This window comes from Flavicella sp., from assembly GCF_029238425.1.
Classification (GTDB): Bacteria; Bacteroidota; Bacteroidia; order Flavobacteriales; family Flavobacteriaceae; genus Flavicella.
This window is the reverse complement of sequence record NZ_JAQWGB010000073.1, coordinates 13,155-37,350: the sequence shown is the minus strand read 5'-3', so window position 1 is coordinate 37,350 and position 24,196 is coordinate 13,155. Positions and strand designations below refer to the sequence as shown.

At 34.7% G+C, this 24,196-nt stretch carries 16 protein-coding genes; 3 read left to right on the top strand and 13 right to left on the bottom strand.

Annotated elements, in window-relative coordinates:
* Positions 1-45 precede the first annotated feature (45 nt).
* From P8H68_RS05170 to P8H68_RS05115, 12 genes are all read right to left on the bottom strand, one after another.
* Positions 46-3,525: a hypothetical protein gene (locus P8H68_RS05170; RefSeq protein WP_300322316.1), complete on the bottom strand. Its 3,480-nt coding sequence runs from the start codon at positions 3,523-3,525 to the stop codon at positions 46-48.
* A gap of 155 nt (positions 3,526-3,680) precedes the next feature.
* Positions 3,681-4,448 carry a tryptophan synthase subunit alpha gene (gene trpA, locus P8H68_RS05165; RefSeq protein ID WP_300322315.1) on the bottom strand — a complete coding sequence of 256 codons (768 nt, stop codon included), beginning with the start codon at positions 4,446-4,448 and terminating at the stop codon, positions 3,681-3,683.
* A gap of 25 nt (positions 4,449-4,473) precedes the next feature.
* Positions 4,474-5,535, bottom strand: coding sequence for a T9SS type A sorting domain-containing protein (locus P8H68_RS05160; RefSeq protein ID WP_300322314.1), 1,062 nt, complete (start codon positions 5,533-5,535; stop codon positions 4,474-4,476).
* Between the two features lie 86 nt (positions 5,536-5,621).
* Positions 5,622-6,809, bottom strand: coding sequence for a tryptophan synthase subunit beta (gene trpB / locus P8H68_RS05155; protein ID WP_300322313.1), 1,188 nt, complete (start codon positions 6,807-6,809; stop codon positions 5,622-5,624).
* A 30-nt stretch (positions 6,810-6,839) separates the two neighbouring features.
* On the bottom strand, positions 6,840-7,451 hold the full coding sequence (locus tag P8H68_RS05150; RefSeq protein ID WP_300322312.1) for a phosphoribosylanthranilate isomerase: 612 nt from the start codon (positions 7,449-7,451) through the stop codon (positions 6,840-6,842).
* Positions 7,452-7,545: 94 nt separating this feature from the next.
* A complete protein-coding gene (trpC, locus tag P8H68_RS05145) occupies positions 7,546-8,337 on the bottom strand; it encodes an indole-3-glycerol phosphate synthase TrpC (protein ID WP_300322311.1) in 792 nt (263 codons plus the stop codon).
* A 163-nt stretch (positions 8,338-8,500) separates the two neighbouring features.
* The gene (gene trpD / locus P8H68_RS05140) at positions 8,501-9,487 is read right to left on the bottom strand and encodes an anthranilate phosphoribosyltransferase (protein WP_300322310.1); all 987 of its coding nucleotides are present in this window, start codon (positions 9,485-9,487) and stop codon (positions 8,501-8,503) included.
* 68 nt (positions 9,488-9,555) lie between these two features.
* Entirely contained in the window at positions 9,556-10,134 is a 579-nt protein-coding gene (locus P8H68_RS05135) for an aminodeoxychorismate/anthranilate synthase component II (protein ID WP_300322309.1), read from the bottom strand.
* A gap of 81 nt (positions 10,135-10,215) precedes the next feature.
* Positions 10,216-11,610 carry an anthranilate synthase component I family protein gene (locus P8H68_RS05130; protein WP_300322308.1) on the bottom strand — a complete coding sequence of 465 codons (1,395 nt, stop codon included), beginning with the start codon at positions 11,608-11,610 and terminating at the stop codon, positions 10,216-10,218.
* Between the two features lie 326 nt (positions 11,611-11,936).
* Positions 11,937-15,272: a bifunctional amidotransferase subunit GatB/aspartate--tRNA ligase AspS gene (gene gatB/aspS, locus P8H68_RS05125; protein WP_300322307.1), complete on the bottom strand. Its 3,336-nt coding sequence runs from the start codon at positions 15,270-15,272 to the stop codon at positions 11,937-11,939.
* Entirely contained in the window at positions 15,272-16,672 is a 1,401-nt protein-coding gene (locus P8H68_RS05120) for an amidase family protein (protein WP_300322358.1), read from the bottom strand. Before P8H68_RS05120 ends, gatB/aspS begins: the two co-directional genes overlap by 1 nt.
* 1 nt (position 16,673) lies before the next feature.
* The gene (locus P8H68_RS05115) at positions 16,674-16,943 is read right to left on the bottom strand and encodes a hypothetical protein (protein WP_300322306.1); all 270 of its coding nucleotides are present in this window, start codon (positions 16,941-16,943) and stop codon (positions 16,674-16,676) included.
* Between the two features lie 235 nt (positions 16,944-17,178).
* On the opposite strand from P8H68_RS05115, the gene P8H68_RS05110 reads away from it, so the two are divergent.
* Together P8H68_RS05110 and P8H68_RS05105 are read left to right on the top strand one after the other, a co-directional pair.
* Positions 17,179-17,811 (top strand): hypothetical protein, encoded by a 633-nt coding sequence (locus P8H68_RS05110; protein WP_300322305.1) that lies wholly within the window; start codon positions 17,179-17,181, stop codon positions 17,809-17,811.
* A gap of 70 nt (positions 17,812-17,881) precedes the next feature.
* The gene (locus tag P8H68_RS05105) at positions 17,882-20,368 is read left to right on the top strand and encodes a choice-of-anchor tandem repeat GloVer-containing protein (protein ID WP_300322304.1); all 2,487 of its coding nucleotides are present in this window, start codon (positions 17,882-17,884) and stop codon (positions 20,366-20,368) included.
* 132 nt (positions 20,369-20,500) lie between these two features.
* On the opposite strand, the gene P8H68_RS05100 is transcribed toward P8H68_RS05105, so the two are convergent.
* Positions 20,501-21,766, bottom strand: coding sequence for a porin (locus P8H68_RS05100; protein WP_300322303.1), 1,266 nt, complete (start codon positions 21,764-21,766; stop codon positions 20,501-20,503).
* Between the two features lie 393 nt (positions 21,767-22,159).
* Here P8H68_RS05100 and gyrB point away from each other — a divergent pair, with 393 nt between their 5' ends.
* A complete protein-coding gene (gene gyrB / locus P8H68_RS05095; RefSeq protein ID WP_300322302.1) occupies positions 22,160-24,100 on the top strand; it encodes a DNA topoisomerase (ATP-hydrolyzing) subunit B in 1,941 nt (646 codons plus the stop codon).
* Positions 24,101-24,196 lie beyond the last annotated feature (96 nt).

The window sequence follows — 24,196 nt, the reverse complement described above, 5'->3', positions numbered from 1 at the left end:
AAACTCCTTCAAAAGAAGGAGTTTTTCAAAACACAAACACTATAATTATTGAACAAATAGAGGGTCAGCTCCAATAGTCCCAATTATACTTTCTAAATACTTCTCTGAACTTGTTTCCTTGAATTTAGTTTTCACCTTATCCAATCTTTCCTGAATACTCATTTCAGCAACGATATTTACATTACTTGGATTTTTTATAAACTCCTCCAAATAATTGATCTGTCTCGTATAGAATACTAAATCTTTTTGCTGCTTTAATTCCAATCTTTCTTTATACCAATCACTATTTATTATATAATCTCTATCAAAGAATTTTCTCAATTCAGGATCACTAATTTCTTTGCCTTCATAAGTACCATAAGCCATGATATTCAATAGAATTTTCAAGGGTGGAATGGCAGCCTCTACACTTCCATCCTCAAAATACCTCAACGCCACTTTTTTCTGAGCTTCTACAATATTATGGATTCCATCCACATAATCTTCCATTCCTTGTAATTCTGGCTGAAGCATTCCTTCGTCAAATACCGCTGTAGGCTCATCAAAAATTCTATTCATACAACGTAAGGCAAAAATATCTGTGATTCTATACCCTAACCTACTTGCTAGAACTTTTTTACCTTCAAATTCAAAATCATCAATTTTCTCCAAAGATCCATTTTCAATTAATTTTTTAGGATCTCTATCTTCTGGCATCAAACGTGCCCAAATTTCTGGTATCAATAAACTTACATCATGATCTACTTTATTTTCTGCTCCAATATATCCAGCAGCCGTACTAAATGCGTTAGACTCTGTTAATATATGAGACAACAAGGCATTGTTTAAATCCGTTGTTGGCGTCAGCATATTAAAAGGCCCTTTTGTCAAGGCTCCCTCTGAACCAGCTCCTGTTGTAGATGGAGATTTCCCTGTCAAACTACACACAAAATCCATAAACAACTCTGGAGCTTCTTGATAGTGAATTGGATTGTACACCGCCAACGGTCTTATCCCAGCAGCTTTATCCACGGGATTATTTCTTCTTCCTGGCAACACAGCATTTACAACATTTACCACTTCCTCATCTTTATTTACTTTACGAGCAAGTCGCATTCCAATCTCAGCCAAATAGCTTGTTTCATTTTCTTCTACAAAAACATTTGGTTCTAAATATCTAGGATTTTTGGTAGGTCCATCTGCTACGATACGTGTATGAGAAGGAACTACAAAATACTCTTCTTCATTTTCACTATCCACTACACTTTTAATCAAGTCTTTTACGGGTTGCGTGTACTTATCAAAATTGATCGTATCCTCATACAATTCAATGGCATCACTTTTACGCATCAGCTCATAATTTGTCAAAAAGGTATTATCAGAAACCAAATCTTTTTCCGCTCCTTTGTCATAACCTCTCACTACAGCCTCATCTGGTCTTTGAAACAAATGCGCCTCACAATTTGCTGTTACCTTAACACTTTTATCAGCATACTCTGGGTTTAAATTTTTTATCTGACTACTTGGCAACGTAATTGACGCAGAAATATCATCTTCAGTTTGAATTTTCAAACTTGGAGCAAAATCTGAACGTAATTTGTTCAACATCCAATCTCCATTTTGATTGAATCCGATTCTTACATAACTACCTACAACTTCAATTCCGTTGTATTTTAAATTACTTCCTTTTTGTCCATTAATCACCTCAACAGACATACAATCTTTCCAATTCAATTTCCTATGATCTCCTCTATACAAGCGTTTTACAAACAACACTAGCGATCTTATATGTACCGGTATATTCCCTAAGAAGTCGTTGAATTCTTCAGAATTATCATCATTTGGAATTAATAATTTTACCGCAGAACCTAGCGTTCTATTCGCACTTAAAAAAGATCTTGATGGTGCTAAGCTAGAATCGTAGTTTTTCCAACGTTTTGAATAATCATATTCGATAATTTCATCTGCCAATTGAAAATCTTTTTCAATATCCTGTAGATTAAACGATTTATACGTAATGGCATTCTGCATAGATTTAGAAATCTCCGACTTACCTCCACCGGATACGGTACAAGGTTTATGACAGTTTACTCCTTCCGCTGCAGTGATTAAAATCCTCCATAGATTGATACTTTTGTGCTTTTCTAAAGAAAATTTATTCCCTGTTGGGTGCACATAGGTCTTCTCTGGTGATAAAATCAATTTCTGTTTTTTCCCATCATAATTCCATGTAACACTATTGGTATTCGTATTAAAATATGCCGATTGTGGTACATAAATAATATTAGGATATTTTTTATCTATACCATAATTTTCAGCCTGCACGTCAATTCTATCTCCTAAGAACTTTTTAACTTCCGTAAAAGTACGTCCAGTAGTATCTTTCCCCATAAACGATTTACCGTCTACAATATCTCCCATCACAGCTCTGGGGAAGGCAACAGCACCTCCTGAATGTTCTTCCTCTAACAAACCATATAAATTCGCAGAGTAGCTAATTTGAGTTTTGATTTCTTTTTTAGAATATCCAAAATAATTATCCGCAATCAAGGTAACCACAACTCCACTAGAGTCTCTACAGGTTATTTTAAAAGCGCCCCCGTCATTGTATAATTCATTCTCATCTTTCCAGCACATACCATCATTTTTTTGACGTTCTGTGGCATCATCAAAATGAGGCAATCCTAGATCTTTTTTCTTCAAAGTTTTCAAATGAGGAGCTAGCACAATACAACCCGTATGCCCAGTCCATGTTTCCGGATCTAAGGCAGCATCATTCTGTGATAAATTTGGGTCTCCTGCATTTCCGAAAATAGACTCTACAAAATCTAAGTTACTTACCAAACTTCCTGGTGCAAAGAAATGTACCTCCATGCTTTTTTTAGGCATCACTCCTTTTACCTCTGGACACACCATAGGTCGCATTAAAAGAGAAACCATCACCTTAGCTTTATCCTTTTGACTGGATGTAAAAGGAAGAGTTTTTAAATCATCCGTTGGATTAAAGGCTGCTGTTAAAAAACTAGCAAAAACTTGTTTTGGAACCTCAAACTTATCCAATGGAACAGGCAACTCTCCTTCCACTATATGAAATGTACCTTTGGTTGTCCTTTTATCATGAATAGGATTGTTTAAAATCCCTTGTTTGATTCTTGTTGATGTAATATTCTCACTGATAAATTCATTCCCATCAGGTGGTAAACTAATTTGTCTTGCGTGTCCAGCCTTAGTTAAAACTAAAGTATCATTAGGCAATGTGATTTTTTCATCTAAAGCAACATCTGCCAAATACGCATCTATAAAGTTTTGAATTCTTTGATCAATAGGCGTCAAATGTTTTGATAACAAACGGGTAGATTCCTTTAAATTTTTCACCAAACCACTTGTCAATTCATGGAAATTGGGATTGCAATATTTGAATTCACTCTCTTCTTTATCTTCAAATATTGGCTGCCCTAAAGTAGCTAATTGAAGATTTATGTAACGTACCGTATCCTTACGATTTCTAATTACTTGCTCCTGGCTAATCTTCTTATTTTTTTCCATGTGTACTTATTTTTGTTCCTATTTATCTCATTACACAACAAATTTAGAAACACATTGAATCAAAAAATATGTTATTTATCATACATTAAAAAAAAGCACAAAAAAAAGCTCTTAAATTAAATTTAAGAGCTTTTCACATAAACTTTATACGTTTATTAGTCGATGATACCTTTGACAAATTGATCGATGGTATCTACTCCTTCATTTTTTAAATGATTCACAAATGCCGAGCCAATAATAGCACCATTCATATATTCGCAAGCGGTATCAAATGTACTTTTATTCGAAATCCCAAAACCAACAATCAATTTACTCTTTAAATTCATCGCTTTGATTCGATTGAAATAATCAACCTGTCCTTGAGAAATTTCTCCTTTGGCCCCTGTTATAGAAGATGATGCCACGACATATATAAATGAGTCGCTCATTTCATCTATTTTTAAGATTCTTTCTTTAGAAGTTTGAGGTGTTATTAAAAACACATTGCTAATACCGTATTTTGCAAATAAGGCTTTGTAATGATTTTCATATTCGATCATAGGTAAATCTGGCAGAATTACCGTTTCAATTCCACATTCTTGGCATAATTCACAGAATTTTATTTCTCCATATTTTAAGACTTGATTCAAATAGCCCATCAATACCAAGGGAGCTTTTACTGTTCCTTTAACCTCTTTTAATTGCTCAAAAATAATATCTAAATTGATTCCATTTTTCAAAGCAACGGCACTACTATATTGGATGGTTTCTCCATCAGCCATAGGATCTGAATAAGGCAGTCCTACTTCAATAAAATCAACACCATTGGCATCCAAATCTTGAATTATTTTTTTTGTATCATTCAGCCCTGGAAAACCTGCTGAGAAAAAGACAGAACACAATTTATCTTGTTTTGTGTTAAGTACAGTATTTAATAAACTCATTTTTTTTACAATTTTATGACCATTACTAATTGGTAATGACTAATCTTTTCGAAATTTTTTGATCTTCAATTTTACTTACTAGCATATAAATACCCGTTTTGATATGGCTAACATCAATTGAATTTTGTTCTGGACTTACAACTTTTTGAATCACAACTTGTCCATATAAATTATAAATTTTAATCTCAGTATCTTCCTTTAATCCGCTAAAATTAACTTGTCCACTTGCTGGATTAGGATAAGGAGCAAAACTTGATGTCAAGAATTCCTCAGTATCTAAACTTTCATAGTCGGTTGTGTTTTTATAATAATCCATCTTACCATCTCCTTTTCCTATAAAAACATCTTGATCTCCATCTCCATCTGCATCCACAAACAAAGGAGTTGGATACAATTCATTGAAGTCTTTAAAGGGATTCAAAGCTATTTCATTTTCAAAAGTCGGCACATCTTTATCTCCACTATTTTTGTAATATAAGATACCTTGGCTATCTGCTACATTTGTATCTAACCAACCTATAAAAACGTCCAAATCATCATCTTTATCAGCATCAACAAAAGTTGGTGCATAAGACCTTGCACCGGCATGAGTAACTTCGGAAAGCGGATTCAAAACCCCAACTTTCTCTTCATAATTTGCAACAAGATTTGACCCGGTATTTTCATAATATGCAACTCCATTCGTATACCCAATAAACAAATCTAAATCATCATCATTATCAATATCAACAAAAAAAGGAGATGCTTTGGAGCCCAATTTAATTGCTGATAAAGGGTTTGCATCCTCTATTTGTTCTTCAAATAAATCAGGCTGATCGTTTGTACTTACATTTTTATAAAAAAGTATTTTACCCTCACTCGTACCAATAAACAAATCATAGTCATCATCAAAATCAATATCCACTGGAACAGAAGAAACACCTGAACCTAAATCAATGTTTTCCAATGGATTATCACTTTCTAGTTGCTTTTCAAAAACCAAATTCTGAGAAATCACGTTATTTATTAGAGAAAAAAACAACAGGGAGAAAAAATATTTTACAATGTGTATTTTTCTAGCATCAAACTTAAAACCTATACTCTTCATCTTCAAACTACATTCTACTATTTTAATCCTATTATTTTATTTACACAAATATACTGATATTTTCACCGCTGCTAGTTAACTAAGTTTTATGCCTTTAAGTTGTCTATATACGTTTGTAAATCTTTATCGCCTCTTCCTGATAAATTTACTACAATCACCTGACCTTCTTTGATATCCATTTTATCCAAAGCAGCTAAGGCATGTGCCGTTTCTAATGCAGGAATGATTCCTTCTACTCTAGAAAGCTCATAAGCCGCATCCAAGGCTTCCTGATCCGTTGCGTTTAAAAATGTAGCTCTTTTAGATTCATATAAATAAGCATGCAAAGGTCCAACTCCAGGATAATCCAATCCAGCTGAAATTGAATAAGGCTCCACTATTTGACCAAATTCATCTTGCATTAAAATAGTCTTACTTCCATGAATCACCCCTACTTCTCCTAATTGAGATGTAGCAGCACTTTCTCCACTATTGACACCCAAACCAGCTGCTTCAACCGCAACCAATTCAACATCTTCATTTTCTAAGTAATGATAAAAAGCACCTGCGGCATTACTACCTCCACCTACACAAGCAACAACTGTATCCGGATTTTCGTTCCCTGTTTGTGCCAATAATTGTTCTTTAATTTCTTCACTGATCACAGCTTGTAAACGAGCCACCATATCTGGATACGGATGAGGCCCTACCACAGAACCTATTAAATAATACGTTTCCTCAGGGTTACCGATCCAATCACGAATCGCTTCATTCGTAGCATCCTTTAAAGTTTTACTTCCACTTTTTGCTGGAACCACAGAAGCTCCTAACATTTTCATACGAGCCACATTTGGAGCTTGACGCTCTATATCTACCTCTCCCATGAAAACGATACATTCTAAATCCATCAAAGCACACACCGTTGCAGTAGCAACTCCATGCTGACCTGCTCCAGTTTCCGCAATAATTCTTTTTTTACCGAGATGTTTTGCCAATAAAATTTGACCAATTGTATTGTTCACTTTATGTGCCCCAGTATGACACAAATCCTCTCTTTTTAAATAAACAGAAGCATTGTGTTTCTTAGACAATCCTTTAGATAAATAAAGAGGTGTTGGTCTACCCACATATTGATCTAATAAATATTTATATTCTTTTTGAAAAGCGTCAGAGTATATTATTTCTAAATAATTATCTTCTAATTCCTTAATATTCGGAAACAATAATTCAGGAATAAATGCTCCTCCAAACTGCCCGTAATATCCTTCTTTTGTAGGTTGAAATTTTGGTTCCATCTTTGTACTTATTTTATATCCTTCTCAGGATTATTTAATATTATTTAAAAATTCTTTTAACAGATCAGCATCCTTACATGCTGGTGCTGTTTCAAACTTACTATTCAAATCCAGTGCATATACTGGCAAATCTGATTTGATGATTTCTTTTACCGCTTGTACTTCGTCAGGACCAATTCCACCACTTAGAATAAATGGTGTTTTTGAAGTATAACCCTTCAAAACATTCCAATCAAACACAAATCCATTCCCGCCAGGGTGTTCCCCTTTTGTATCAAACAAAAAGTAATCTACTGCAGGCTCATAGCCAGTCAACACACTAAAATCAAAATCTCCTTTTATGGAAAAAACTTTAAAAACCTCAACATCCAAATCCTTCAATTGCTCGCACAATGCAACCGTTTCTTCACCATGCAGTTGTACCGCTTGTAACTTATACTGAATAATTTTATCATGTATAAATTCAAAAGAGGCATTTACAAAAACCCCCGTTTTCTTTATGGATTCAGAAACACTAGGAATCACCCCAGTAAAGTTTCTAGCTGATTTTTCAAAAAATATAAAACCTAAATAATCTGGTTCTAAGGCAGCTACTTCCAGAATATTTTCTGGAGTTCCCATACCACAAACTTTTATTTTCATATTTTCTCAATTATGTACCCTAAGCTTAACGAAGAGCACTATTATATACAACTATTCTTAACTAAAAAGGCTTCGACAAACTAAGCCTACAAACTTATCTCAATTGATCAATAAACTCTTTGCAAGATTTTCCTGGATCTTCAGTTTTCATAAAATTCTCTCCAATCAAAAATCCTTCAAATCCGTATTCTTTTAAACCTGTAATTACTCTAGGATCGCTGATTCCACTTTCAGAAACCTTGATACAAGTATCCGGTATTTCAGCTGCTAAGGCAATTGAGTGTTCTAAATCAACCTGGAATGTTTTTAAATTCCTATTATTGATTCCAATAATTTTTCCATCTAAATCCGAAATCTTATCCAACTCTTCACGACCATGTACTTCATATAAAACACTCAATCCTAAATCGTCTGCCAGATTTCCATAATTTTTCAATTCCTCTGCGGTCAAGCAGGCAGCAATCAACAAAATAGCATCTGCTCCAATTGCTTTTGCTTCTACTATTTGAAAACCATCGACAACAAAATCTTTCCTTAGAATTGGACGAACTGTATTTACTTTCCTTGCATTCATCAAATCAACCATGGTTCCTCCAAAATACCTAGTATCCGTTAAAACTGATTGAGCCGCTATATTTGCATCTAAATACCCTTGAGTAACTTCTTCTACTGACGATGTATCATTGATAATTCCTTTTGAAGGAGATTGTCTTTTAAATTCAGCTATGATTCCAGATGATCCTTTTTCCGTTAGCGACTTAGCCAATGACAAAGGTGTTCTTTTAAAATCAGGACTTTTCACTAGTTGCTGCACCGTTACTTCCTGACGGATTTTTGCAACTTCTTGCTTTTTAAAATCTACTATTTGTTGTAAAATATTATTCATATTCAATTACGAATTTATCATTCTATTGTCACTTCGAGTATTTTGTACTTATTCCAAATATCTCGAGAAGTAATTTGTTCTCGATATAGTTCTTTTGACTTTTAAACTTCAAATATTCAAGACAAATTATATTTGTCAAACAAATACTCGAACTGACATTATTTTATTCAACTATTAACTCTAAACTTTTCTTCGCTTTTAAGCCTAACAAAGAATCTTTTGCTTGTTCAAAAGCTATCTCAAAATCTAATTTTTTATCAAACGTTTTCAATGCAAATGCAGCATTTGCCAAAACCACATTATTTTGAGCTTCTGTTCCGTTCCCCTCTAAAATATTTTTGAATATCTCTGCAGCTTCAGGCACAGAATTTCCTCCAAATATTTCAGATTGCTTTAATTTTTTCAATCCTAAATCTTTAGGAGAGATTGTCTTTTCAGCCTCTTTTGTAAATAATTTAAACGGACTTGTTAATGAAATTTCATCATAACCATCTAAAGCATATAAAACTCCATAATTCAAATCAGTTTCTTGAAGCATATAATTATAAGTTCTAGCAACCTCCAAATTAAAAACTCCCACTAATTGATTTTGTGGCTGACTAGGATTCACCAAAGGTCCTAGCATATTGAAAAAAGTTTTCAATCCTAACTCTCTTCTTACAGGACCGACGGCCTTCATTGCAGGATGAAATAATGGTGCATGTAAAAAACAAATATTTGCTTTTTCTAATTGCCTTTTTAATACCGATTCATCGTTGGTGAATTTATATCCTAAAAACTCTAACATATTTGAAGAACCAGAAGCAGAAGAAACACTGTAATTTCCATGTTTGGCAACTTTGTTACCTGTTCCGGCAACTATAAAAGAAGTAAGTGTTGAAATATTAAATGTATTTTTTCCATCACCACCCGTACCGCATAAATCAATTGTATTGAAATCTGACAAATCTACTCGAACTGCCAACTCCAATAAAGCCTCTCTAAAGCCAGCCAATTCAGCTACCGTAATCGGACGCATCATAAAAACAGTCATAAAAGCCGCCATATGTGCTGCATTGTATTTTTCTGCTGCTATATCAACCAATACTTGCTTCGCTTCTGCTTGCGATAACTTTTGATGCTCAAATAATTTATTTAATATGTTTTTCATTTTTTAAGGTATTTGGTAGTTTGTACTTGGTCGTTGGAACTTTCTACATACCAACATCCTATTTCCAACTACCCTTTTAAGTTTTCTATAAAATTTCTAACCATTTTTTCTCCCAAAGGAGTTAAGATAGATTCTGGATGAAACTGAACTGCACTTACATTATAGGTTTTATGAGCCAAAGCCATAATTCCACCTTCATCATCAACAGCCGTAATTTTTAATTCTTCCGGAAAATCCTCGTTTTGGGCAATCCAAGAATGATATCTAGCAGCTTCAAATTTCTCAGGCAAACCTTGAAAAATTAAAGCATCCTTATCAGTAACTGTCATTTCCGTTGCCACACCATGATACACTTTATCCATATTGATGATGGTACCTCCGAAAACTTCTGTAATTGCTTGCAATCCTAAACACACTGCAAAAATTGGTTTTGTTGCCGCATAAGTTCGAATAACATCCTTTAAAATTCCTGCTTCATCTGGAATTCCAGGTCCTGGAGACAACATTATCAAATCATAATTCCCAACATTTTCTATAGAAATTTTATCATTTCTATATACATCCGGAAATACCCCAGTAATTTCTTCCACCATATGAACCAAGTTGTAGGTAAAAGAATCGTAATTATCTAATATTAATATTTTCATTTTATTCTGTTGAATTGTTAATTGTTGAACTGTGTAACTGTTTGCCCTATTAAAATGACCAACCAAACACTAAAAACTCAACTAAATTTTCTCTGCCAATACCAAAGCTTTCTTTAATGCGGCTAATTTATTATTTACCTCTTGTAATTCACTTTCCTCATCAGAATTGATTACAATTCCAGCTCCAGCCTGAGAGTATAAAACATTGTTTTTACTTACAAACGAACGAATTGCAATAGCCAAATTTACAGAACCATCCAGTCCAATAACTCCAACTGCTCCACCATAAAAACCACGTGTTTGGTTTTCATAAGTATCAATCAATTCCATGGCTTTATATTTAGGCGCTCCACTCAAAGTTCCGGCTGGGAAAGTGTCTCCAACAATTTCAATTGGATTTCCTTTGATATCTCCCTGAACGGTAGAAACCAAATGAATGACATGACTAAAATATTGTACTTCCTTAAATACCTCAACAGAAACATGATCCGCATGCTTACTCAAATCATTACGAGCCAAGTCAACTAACATTACATGCTCTGCAGTTTCCTTAGTATCTTCAGATAGTTTTTTCCCTAATTTTATATCCTCACTCATGTCTCCAGTTCTTCTAAAAGTACCGGCGATAGGATTGATGATTGCTTTTCCTTTTCCCACTTTAATTTGAGCCTCAGGAGAAGACCCCATCAACTTAAAGCTTCCATAATCGAAATAAAACAAATAAGGAGAAGGGTTTATAGAACGTAATGCTCTGTACACATTAAATTCATCCCCTTTAAATGATTGTTGAAACTGACGTGATAAAACGATCTGAAAAACGTCTCCTCTTTTACAATGGGCTTTTCCTTTTCGTACATATTCTTTAAAATCTTCATCCGTACAATTAGAAGTTTCTTTTCCTTCAAAAGAAAAATCTTGTGTATTGTAAGATTTAGATTTTAATATTGTTTCAATTTCGTCCAATCTAGTCGTTTCATTTTCTTCTAAATTTTCAATCAAAATCATTTCATCATTAAAATGGTTGATTGCGATCACAAATCTGAAAAAACTATATTGCATTAATGGAATTGCAGATGGAGCATCTTTTGATTTCAGTTCAATATTTTCAAAATATTGAACTCCATCATACGTTGTATACCCATACAAACCATTAAATCCTTTTATTTCAGGATCACACTCCAAGTCAATACGATCAGTATAATTCTGAAAAATGTCATAAAAATTAGCATTCTCTAATTTCTGATTTTCCAGTTCATCACCTTTATAAGACAATGACAAATGATGATCTTCTGCTTTTATGGTAACGACAGGGTCCACGCATAAAAAAGAAAAACTTTCTTCTTTACTATGATAATCCGAACTTTCTAACAACAAAGTATTTGCAAACTTATCTCTAAATTTCAAATACAAACCTACGGGAGTTACCGTATCTGCTATAAGCGTTTTTGTGATGGATTTAAATTTAATTTTCTTCATTTTTATCTTTTATAAACAACAATTTTAAAATTGTTGTATTCTATAAATATTTTCTTTTAGCTCTTTGTTTTAGTTCTATCTAAAACAAAAAAAAACTTATCGTGAGATAAGCCTTTATAATTTATTGCATGAAATACAAAACGTAGGATTCTTCTCACTTATTGATTAAGAGAGTTCCACCACCACGTATTATTTGTATTATTTATCATCTTGTATTATTGAGCAACAAATGTAACATTTTTTTTTAATTTATTAAACCTCAAAGATAAAAATATGTTCCCAAAAAAAAAGCCGGTTTAAAAACCGGCTTTTTAAAATATTGAGAATTATTTCCTCATAATCTTCACATTCATCTCTTCTACTTTTTTATCAGATAAAGGAGATGGACTTCCAAATAATAAATCTTCACTTGAACCTGTTTTAGGGAAAGCCATGACCTCACGTATTGATGCTTTTTTCTCTAAAATCATCATCAAACGATCTACTCCCCAAGCAATACCTCCATGTGGTGGTGCTCCGTAATGAAAAGCTTCATACATAGTTCCAACACTCTTTAGCATCCCTTCTTTATCATAACCCATATTTTTATAAGTTGCTTCTAAAATTTCAGGTTTGTGAGCACGAACAGATCCTCCTCCTATTTCATATCCATTCAAAATCAGATCGTATTGCTGTGCAATAATACTTCCAATCTCTTCCTCTTTACCATTCATATGCTTGTCTAAATCATACATAGCTGGCATAGAGAATGGATTGTGGGTAAAGGTCCAACGTCCCTCGTCAGTTTTTTCAAACATCGGGAAATCTACAACCCATGCAGGTCTTAATTCCTTTGGATTGATCAAACGTAACATCGCTCCTAATTCTTGACGAACTGCATCTAAAGCTTTATTTGCTGTATCGTAATCAGCCGCCGAGAAGAATACAATATCTCCTACTTTAGCTTCTGTTGCTGCAATAATTCCTGATGCAATTTCTTCACCTAGGAATTTGATAATTGGAGACTGTAAATCATTTTCATTTACGATGATATAAGCCAACCCTCCTAAACCATGATTTTGCGCAATGGCAGTCAATTTTTCAATCTGACCTTTAGACATACGCTTACTTCCCTGCTCTTCTGCAGAAACCTTGATACATTTTACGATACCGCCGTCTTCAATTGGCTTGCTAAACACTTGGAAAGTAGTATTTTTTACAATCTCTGTAATATCTTGCATTTGCAATCCGAAACGTAAATCTGGTCGATCACAACCATACTTATCCATAGCATCTTTGTAAGTAATCACCTCAAAAGGTTTCAAAATCCATTTTTTACCATAGATTTTTTTGACGATGTCATTGAACATATTTGTATTCAAATCAATGATCTGCTGCATACTTGCATAGGCCATTTCAATATCTAATTGTGTAAACTCAGGCTGACGGTCTCCACGAGAATCCTCATCACGGAAACAACGTGCAATCTGGAAATACTTTTCAAACCCACCAACCATCAACATTTGCTTGAACTGTTGTGGCGCTTGTGGCAAGGTATAAAAAGAACCTGCTTGCTTTCTTGTCGGAACAATAAACTCTCTTGCTCCTTCATCTGTACCTGCTGTTAAAATTGGTGTTTCAATTTCTAAGAACTCTTGTTCATCTAAAATATCACGCATCAATTTGATCACTCTATGACGATTAACAACCGCTCTTCTAACATCATCATTTCTATGATCTAAGAACTTGTATTCAAAACGCACTGCTTCGTTAGAACGTGCTGCTCTTTTGATTTCAAAGGGAAGTGTTCTAGATAAATTTAAAATTTCTAACTCAGCAGTTTCCAACTCAATTTTTCCTGAACGTAGTCCTGCATTGAAATCTTCTTCTTTACGCAATACAACCTTACCTGTAACCGTAATCACAGATTCCGGTTTCAATTTCACCAAGTCGTCTAAATTCGCAAAAGTTTCTCTACTCAAACGAACTTGCATGATCTCATTACTCGAATCACGTAAATCAATAAACATCAACTCACCATGATCACGAACACTAGAAACCCAACCCGCCAAAGTAACCTCATCACCAATCGTTTCTTCCGATAAATCAGAAGTTTTATGTGTTCTGTACTCATCTTTAATTACCAAAGGAATTTCTGGAAGTTCTTCGACAGTCTTAAGTTCTGAGTCCTCAGTCTTAAGTTCTTTCCCCTCAACTGAACTTTGTACTTCTGACTTTGTACTTTGTACTCCAGACAAAGCATCCAAAATACCTTGACGAATTACTTTTCCCGAAGCTCCTTTTCCGATAATGGCAATTACCTTTCCAACAAGGATTCCTGCTTTTCCTTGATTCCCACCTTTGATATCATTTGCTACAGCCTCGTTTTCAGAGATCACTTTTTCGATAGCCTCTTTTATCTGATCTTCCGAAATCGTATTGTCAGCAAAATATTTTTTGTAGTCAAAACTCGAATCGGCCAACAACGATTTGATTCCATTTTGAACCAATACAACCGTTACTTTATTCTCTTTGAACATACTGAAGATTTCAACCAAGTCGGCTAAATTTGCTATCTTAGTATATTCTTCAGGTTTTATATTATTTGACAATGTTTTTGCAACAAAAGATGGGTCATTTAATACCGTATTGATCGCAACAAAAACATCTGAACGCAAAGAATCAGCCGTAAAAAACTTTGCGTCTTGAGGCAATACACCACCTTCAATTAAAATAGATTCTACAGCATATGGCAATACATTGGCATCTACTGTAATACTATCTACCACATCTTTTATAGAAACAAAAGGCAAATCTGGCTCAGAAATAAAACGGTAATCCGCTTCAAATTCTTTTTTACGCATTGTTTTGGTTTGCTTCAATTCAGCATCCCATAAAACCGTCGTTTGTTCTGGACGAAATTCTTTATGCTCTGTATAATAGTTCAATTGCTTCTCAACTTCTTCTTTCAAAGAATCCACCATAAACTTAAACGAGTTCAAGTTTTTGATTTCAGTTCTTGGATTCATGTCATTACTTCCCTTTTTTCTTAAGGAAACAGAAACATCTGACTTAAATTCTCCTTTTTCAAGATTCGCTTCAGATATTTTTAAGTTCTGAACGATACGTTGAATATATTGTGCATAAGTTGAAGCATCTTCTATATTACGAACACAAGGTTCTGTAACAATCTCAATCAAAGGAACCCCTGCTTTGTTAAAATCAACCAATGAGACTTTTTTCTCATGCATTAATTTCGCAGCATCCTCCTCAATATGCACTTGCGTCAATTCCACAGTAAACTGAGACCCATCATTTCTATAACAAGAAACTTGTCCATCAGGAATTACTGGATTGTGAAATTGTGTAATTTGAATATTTTTTGGGTTATCTGGATATTCGTAATGTTTACGATCCCATGAAATGACCTCATTAGAAAAAGTAGAGTTTACTGCCTTACCAAAATAAACAGCTTTCGAAATCGCTTCTTTATTTACTGCTGGCAACACTCCCATTTGTCCAGTACAAACAGAACAAATATTTTCATTTGGTGTTTCAATTTCTTGATTTGGACAAGAACAAAACAACTTCGTTTTGGTATTCAATCGAACATGTGTTTCTAATCCGATTACCAATTCTAAATCGTGGGCTTCAATAGCCGAGTTTAATTGCTCTAATTCCATTATAATGTATCTTTTAAGAAGTTAGCAAACTTCAATACTTGTTCTTCATTTCTTTTTGCTGCAGTAATTTGCAAACCTGTAACGGTACCTTGTGGTACTGTCAATGTTGGAAGTTGCCCCAAACTAAACCCTACCGTATACTCATCAGACAAATACATCGCTAAAGGATCCTTTAAACTATCTCCAATTACTGGAGGGGCAGCAGGTGTTACTGGTGACAAAATAATATCAACTTCCTCAAAATCCTTTTCAAAATTCTCAGAAATCTGATCTCTCAATGCCAATCCTTTCAAATAAATAGCATCAGAAAACCCTTGAGACAATACTTGATTTCCTCCTACAACTCTGCGTTTTGTTTCTTCAGAAAAATTCTCTGAACGCGTCACTGCATAGGTTTCTTTTAAGTTTTTATCTTCTATTCTATTTCCATAATTGGTACCATCTAACCTAGATAAGTTAGATGCTGTTTCTGCCATCGCTAAGGTATAATAGGTAGACACCAATGTATCTGACTTGAAGAAATCCAATTCTTTCACCTCAATTCCTTTTGCTTTGATTTTCTCTATCGCAGCTAAAAAATCAGCTTTTACTGTTGGGTCTATCGCTTCACTTTCAATAAAGTTTTTGAAATACCCTACCGTTTTCACTCCGTCAACTGAAGTTATTGCGTTTTCTAAAATTTCATCAGATGCATACGTAGTTTGATCTTTTCCATCTTTACCACTCATTACATTCAACACAATTCTAATATCTTCAATAGATTTTGCTAATGGTCCAACGCAATCTGTAGAAGAAGCGTAAGCCATAATTCCATATCTAGAAATTCTACCATAAGTTGGTTTCAATCCATAAATATTATTGTATCCTGCAGGTTGACGTATTGACCCACCAGTATCTCCTCCAATAGAAAATACGGTATAATCTTTTGCTACGTTTACAGCAGATCCTCCGCTCGAACCACCTGAAACCAATGTTTCATCTACGGCATTCTTTACAGCTCCAAAAATCGTGTTTTCAGAAGAAGATCCATGACCAAAACTATCACAGTTTTCTTTTACCAAAGGAATAGCTCCGGCATCTAACAATTTCTGAATCGCAGTAGCCGTATAAGCAGATTTATATTTTTTTAATAAATCCGAACTTGCAGTTGTATAGGTTCCTTGAACCATATACACATCTTTGATTCCAAATGGAATTCCTTCCAACAAACCTATTTCTTCACCATTCGCTATTTTTGCATCCACTTTTGCCGCTGCTTCCAATGCTGAATCTTCCAACAAAGAATTTACGGTATTGTGTGTGTTTTGCTTTAATAAGTCTAATTTTTCTTGCACCAAAGCAGTACAAGTTATCTGTTTAGACACCAATTGCTGGTGTATTTCTTTTATCTGAGAGTTCATCTTAATCTTCAATAACTTTTGAAACAACTAAATAACCATCCTTTTCATTCGGGAAGTTTTCTTTGATGATTTCTCTTTCGATCTCGCCACTTTCCACAACAACATCCTCTCTCAAATCACTCACTGACACCGCATTAATATTGACATTATTAGCAGCATTATTATTTGTCGGATGTGCATTTCTAATCACATCAAATAATTGATTCACCGATTCGGACGGCTTTGCTCCTTTAATACTCGACAATATGTCGACTGTCATTATTTTACTCATGTCTTTTTATTTAGTTTATAAATCAAACTTTTAAGCTTGCAAAATTACGAAAGTTTTAGCGGAGTTGGAAGTGTTTATTTTATTACTTTAAAATCCGCAAACACACCGATACCACATGGTGTATTCTTACACTGAACAACACAGGTAAACAACCTTAAAACTAAGCTCATTAACCAGTCTAAATTTTTCATGTATTTTATTAAAAAAAATTCTTACATTTAAGAAAACATATCACATGAAAAATATTATTTACCTTTTAGCACTCACTATATCAATAGGATGCAGCAAAGAAGATTCAAACCCAGAAACAGAAACTCCAACTGCAACCGAAGCAACAGACATAACAAACTCAACATTTTTCGCAAATTGGAATAGCGCAACAAATGCCACTGAATACGAACTTCAAACAGCAACTGAATCAACTTTTGCAAACCCTTTGATACAATCAAATTTGGGCGCATCTACTTCTGTAACTCAACTAAACTCAAACACCCAATATTTTTACAGAGTTAGAGCCACAAACCTAAATCAAAATCCGTCTGGATACTCCAATACCATTAGTGTAATTACCTTACCTGATGCACCTGTAGCAACCACGGGAACCAATATCACTCAATCAGGATTTCAAGCAAACTGGAATGCAGTAGCAGGTGTAACCGATTACACGCTATACGTCTCTAAAAACAACTTTACATCCGACCCTCCAGTTTACATTCCAGGATATGATGGAATTAATGTTTCTGGTTCGTCACACACAGTCACAGGTTTAGAGGGGCTTAAGATTTACTACTACAGATTAGAGTCCAAAGTAGACAACAGAGTTTCTGAGACTTCTAACAGCATTTTAGTGGAGACAATTAAACAATAAAGACATCAACACTATGCTTTGAACCTAAAAATAAAGTCACACAAATCCTTATTAACAAAAACCTAATACTATGAAAAAAACTACTCTAATAATTATTTCTTGCTTAGTAACCTTATCGGTTTTTAGCCAAATAATATCTGTTCCTTTATCAAATGGCGGAACAAATAACAGCGGTACCATTCTTCAGGTTGACGCTAATAACAGCAACTACCAAGCAGCCTCTATGTCTGGATTAATAGGAACAGGTGAAACAGGTGTCGATTCAAACAGTCAATTACTAACAGCCTATAGCGGTGTACACCACGAATCCACGAATAACTCTTTATACATAGTTGCTAAAGATGGATTCCGAAACATAACTCAAACCGAAGGAACAGGAATTATTTTCCGATATGATTTAACCAACCAAACAACACATTTGATTCGTGATTTTGACCTTACAAACGCAGAATCTGGACGTTACCCTTTCGGTAAATTACATAAAATAGGTAGCTTACTTTATGGAGTAGCGTTAAGCGGTGGAGCTTATGGGTTTGGTACTATATTTTCGATTGATCCTGTCACAGATACTTATTCTGTTCTTCATTCATTCAACGGAACCACTGACGGAGGAAACCCTTCTTGTAACCTATATGCTGATGGAAGCATACTCTATGGAGGTGGTGGAAGAGGGAACGGAGAAGACGGTGAGGTTTATTTTTCTTACAACACTTCAACTTCTACTTACACTACTCTATTTGTAAGTAACCTAACAGCAAACAACAACATCAGAGGGCTTATGAAATACAATAGCAGTTTGTTTATTTCTAAAGGTGATGCAATTGTAGAACTAAACCTTAACTCACCTGGCGACGGAGTAAGCAACTACTACTTAGGCTCTGGAAGCCCACAAACCGGAAGACAATCTTGGGAACCAGCATTCATAACTGGTCAAAGTAGTTGGTTTACAACTTTCAGCGAAGGAGGAATAAACAATAACAAAGGCAGTATTGCCAAGTATAACTTTGGAAATCAATCTATGTCAAATGTCCACAATTTTCAAGGTAGTGCGTTAGGTGAACAACCAAGCTCTGCACTTATCAACGGCTTAAACGGTGATGCATACGGTATCGCTTATACAGGTACAAATAACGACTATTTACTATACAAGTACAGCTCAATCGGATTCTATTCTGTAATTCACGTATTCGATGATGAAAATGAAGGACTTAAAGTTCAAGCTTCTCCCGTATTAGTTGGTGCGAAAATATATGGTATTGCTGAAATTGGAGGATCTAACAGAGGAGGCACAATATGGGTATACGACATTGCAAGTGGAACTACAACTGTAGAGGCACAACTTGGATACATCGACGGTAAATCACCGCAAAGCGGCTTAGTACTAAACCCTAACACCCAAAACCTAGACTTTATGTCTTACACCGGAGGGCAACAATTCGGAACCATAAACTCACTCAACACAGCTAACAATACAATTTCCAACAACGTAAGTCTGGATGATCAAACCAGTATTGAAAGAACATTTCATAAACCAATATACTACAACAACAAAACTTATATTCTTGTAGAATTAACTCAGGGAGCTATCAGCAACAACAATTCAATATACGCCTTAAGCGAATTAAATGTCGCTACAGGAAAACTAACAGGAAGCCTAATTCCCATTGCTCCAGTCTCCGACTTAAATGATATTGGAAACACTGTAGTATTTTCTAATATTATCCAAGACAACAACATGCTTTACGGATCAAGTCGCCAACACCTATGGAGCATTGACCTGTCAACAGACACCTACACTACATTGCACACGTTCAACACCAGCGCAGAAGGAAACGACCCAACTGCAATAATAATTGACAACAGCGTTGTGTATGGACTAAACAAAGCAGGTGGTAGCAACGGAACTGGAACTACTTTTTCTTTTGATTTAAACTCAAGTACATTTACCACTCTAGAAAACACAGCCTCAAGCGAAGTCTTCAGTGGGATTCAAAAAGATGGAGATTTTTTATATGCTATTCATAATGATGGTAGCTCTAATTACGCTGTCTCTAAAATGGACATTTCCGCAGGCACACCTACTTTCACAAATCAAGCTAGCATAGACAATAACTCTGTTGGCTCTACACCTGGACCAAACCTATCAATCTACAACCAAATAGTTTATGGTGTACTAAACGATGGTGGTGCAAATAACTTAGGCGGATTATTCAAATACGACACCAACTCAGACACGGTGAGCAGTCTTTTACCTTTTGACAACACTACGGGTCATTATAGTTATAATAGCGAACTACTCGTTACCTCTGGTTCTCTTGGATTCGACAAAGTAGACCCTGCAACTAAACTAGCAGTATACCCAAACCCATCTGAAGGTGTTTTTAATATTACATTGGATGATATTGATCAAATAGAAGTTTACGACGTAAATGGACGTTTCTTATTTGAAAACAAGAACTCCAACTCTGTTGACTTAAGCTCACATTCAAGCGGACAATATGTCTTAAGAATCTCAACAAACAATAAAGTTTACAATATTCAAATCATAAAAGAATAAACAACAGTCTACTAGAACTAGGTGTTTTATCAGCGAGACTCAAAAACAACCTTATCTATTGATTCAAAACAAAAACAAACCCTGACAAGAATTTATCAGGGTTTGTTTTTTTATACATAAACTATATTCCTCTTACTTCAATGCTATTTGATATTGCAAAACAGCCATTCCTTTAGCATCTTTTTGTTTCAATGTAGTTGCATCAAAGATCGGACGTAATTGATATCCTAAACTAATCTTGTTAGAATGCTTTCCGTTTATCATAAAATTCACATTGAAGTCATAAACTGTCATATTCTGCTCTAAAGCATCCCAGTCAGAATGTTGAATTGAGATATTAGGTTGAATAATCATTTCCTCACCTAGTATTTTTGTTTTTTCAAATGCATAACCAAATTGCATATAAATTGAACCTCCCGTTCCGATCATTGGAAAAGCAACCCCTGACCCGGTAAAAACATCCCCTCCACTTGTGATATTATTTGCGCCGACATTTCTCAAATACCCTTTACCGAAACCATAATAATAGTAACCTAAATAAGCAGTAATAGCATCTTTATTTGCCATTGGTAAGTTTAAAAAAGAATCTACAGCCCAATGTTCCATGTCATAGAACTCAGTATTTTCATCTGATGCATTCCCATTGCTCATAGCTTTTTCTTGGTATTGGAAACCCGCTCCAATATTAAATACTTTTTTATTCTGCATATAAGTACCAACCTGATAAGCCGACTTATTTGATTCATGCTCAAAAAATTGATATTTCACATAGGCTGAGGTCTTCAAACGCGGTCTATTGTTCGCAAAATCAATAGATCCACTAGGGGCAGTAGCAACCAAATCTGGTTTATTAAAAGTCAACCTATAATCGAATCTGGCAGCCTGTCCTTTGAACCAAACTCCGTATTGACGACCTAAATCGTCATTTTTCTCAACAGTATTTAAGGTAAACAAAGGAGAATCTAACCCCATCAAAGTACTACTTGATCGAATATTCCAACGATTCAATCCTTGCCAACCCGATTTACCAATACCAACTTCTAGATATTTCGCAAAAGAATACTCTGCATATAAATCCAATATCCCGATTTTCATTTCGGTATTCTTCATATTGTAATTATTCCCGCCTATAATCGAATACAAAAATATCTTTGGCGTAACTTGAGATGAGATAGGAATCCTCAACCTTCTGATTGAAACATCTGTATAACTAGTTGTTTGTTCTCCATTTATTTCAGAACCATCGTTTAGATCAGAATAACGCAACCAAATTTGTCCCGATAGATTCCATTTTATAATAGGTTTGAATTCTTCTTTTTTCTGTGCTGAAACAACTATAGAACTCAATAAAACGGTTAAAACCAACCATCTTTCAAATCCTTTTTTTAAATTTCTCATAATCTAAATCTATTCTTAATTATTGACCAAAATTAATCTGCACAAATCCCCCAAAACATGATTTACATCACAAACTAAAACAATTAATTGGCAGGGTACATTTTCAAACGATTTCGTATTACAAAACTACCCAAATATTCTTTTTCTATGCCAAAATCAGCTTCAAAATTTAAACTCTAATGCATTTTCTCATTTCCCTATTTTCAAAACAGATAAAAAAAACACATCTTTTAATATAAAGGTGTTTTTAGATGATTTAAGAGACTTTCATAGTTATCAACATTTTTCAAAGTTTTAAACATAACTCTTTTTAAAGTGGACTAATTCGTTATATTTGTTTGGCTCGATTTTTAAATCGATATAAATAAAATTACAACTAACATATTATATATAATGAGCGATATTGAAAAAAAACAACAGTATTCAGCGGATAGTATCCAAGCCCTTGAAGGAATGGAACACGTTAGAATGCGTCCTTCGATGTATATCGGAGATGTAGGAGTTAGGGGTTTACACCATTTAGTATATGAGGTAATCGACAACTCAATTGATGAAGCTTTAGCTGGTCACTGTAACAATATTGATGTTTACATCAACGAAGACAACTCGATTACTGTTCGAGATGATGGACGTGGTATTCCTGTGGACATGCACAAAAAAGAAGGAGTATCAGCACTTGAAGTTGTAATGACTAAAATTGGAGCCGGAGGTAAATTTGATAAAGATTCATATAAAGTATCTGGTGGATTGCACGGTGTTGGTGTTTCCTGTGTAAATGCATTATCAGACCACTTGAAAGCTACTGTTTTTAGAAATGGACAAATTTATGAACAAGAATACGAAAAAGGAAAAGCATCCTACCCCGTAAAACTAATTGGTGATACTGAAAAAAGAGGAACGGAAGTTACTTTTACTCCAGATAAATCTATCTTTCAACAAACTACAGAATACAATTACGACACTTTAGCAGCTCGTTTAAGAGAACTATCTTACCTTAATAAAGGAATCACAATTCATCTTACAGACAAACGTCATCAAGATGATGAAGGGAACGATGTCAAAGAAACATTCCACAGTACAGAAGGACTAAGCGAATTTGTTGGTTATTTAGACAGTACTAGAGAACAACTTACAGCTGGTGTCATTTCTATGGAAGGCGAAAAAAACGGGATTCCTGTTGAAGTTGCCATGGTTTACAATACCTCATATGCTGAAAATTTACATTCGTATGTAAATAACATCAACACTCACGAAGGAGGGACACACTTATCTGGTTTCCGTAGAGGACTAACCGGAACCTTAAAGAAATATGCTGACAATTCAGGTTTATTAAAAAATCTAAAGTTTGATATTGCAGGAGATGATTTCCGTGAAGGATTGACTGCAATTATTTCTGTAAAAGTTGCTGAGCCTCAATTTGAAGGACAGACAAAAACAAAATTAGGGAACAGAGAAGTTTCAGCTGCTGTATCTCAAGCCGTGTCTGAAATGCTTACAGACTACCTAGAGGAAAACCCGAATGATGCAAAAACTATTATTCAAAAAGTAATATTAGCTGCTCAAGCACGCCATGCTGCACGTAAAGCCAGAGAAATGGTGCAACGTAAAACAGTGATGTCGATTGGTGGTTTGCCTGGTAAATTATCTGACTGTTCAGAAACTGATCCAGAACAATGTGAAATATTCTTAGTTGAGGGAGATTCTGCCGGTGGAACTGCAAAACAAGGACGAGACAGAAACTTCCAAGCTATTTTACCATTACGTGGAAAAATTTTGAACGTTGAAAAAGCAATGGTTCACAAAGTTTTTGAAAATGAAGAAATCAAAAACATGTTTACAGCATTAGGAGTTACTATCGGAACAGAAGAAGATAGCAAAGCCTTAAACTTGAGCAAGCTTAGATACCATAAAGTAGTTATTATGTGTGATGCCGATGTCGATGGTAGTCACATTGCAACACTGATCTTAACATTCTTCTTTAGATTCATGAGAGAAATGGTTGAGCAAGGCTATGTTTATATCGCTACACCTCCATTATATCTTGTTAAAAAAGGGCAAAAAAGAGAATATGCATGGGATGATGACCAACGTGATTTGATTGTTCAAAAAATGGGTGGAAGTGCTACGATTCAGAGATATAAAGGTTTGGGAGAGATGAACGCCGAACAATTATGGGACACTACAATGAATCCTGAATTCAGAACCTTAAGACAAGTGGTTATTGACAACGATGTAGAAGCAGATAGAGTGTTTTCTATGTTAATGGGAGATGAAGTACCACCTCGTAGGGATTTTATTGAAAGAAACTCTAAATATGCAAATATTGATGCATAATTGATCAATTCTTTGCAATTATAATAAAAAACACAGTTATATTTTATGACTGTGTTTTTTTTCAAGAAATCCTACAAGTACTTTTCAATCACCATA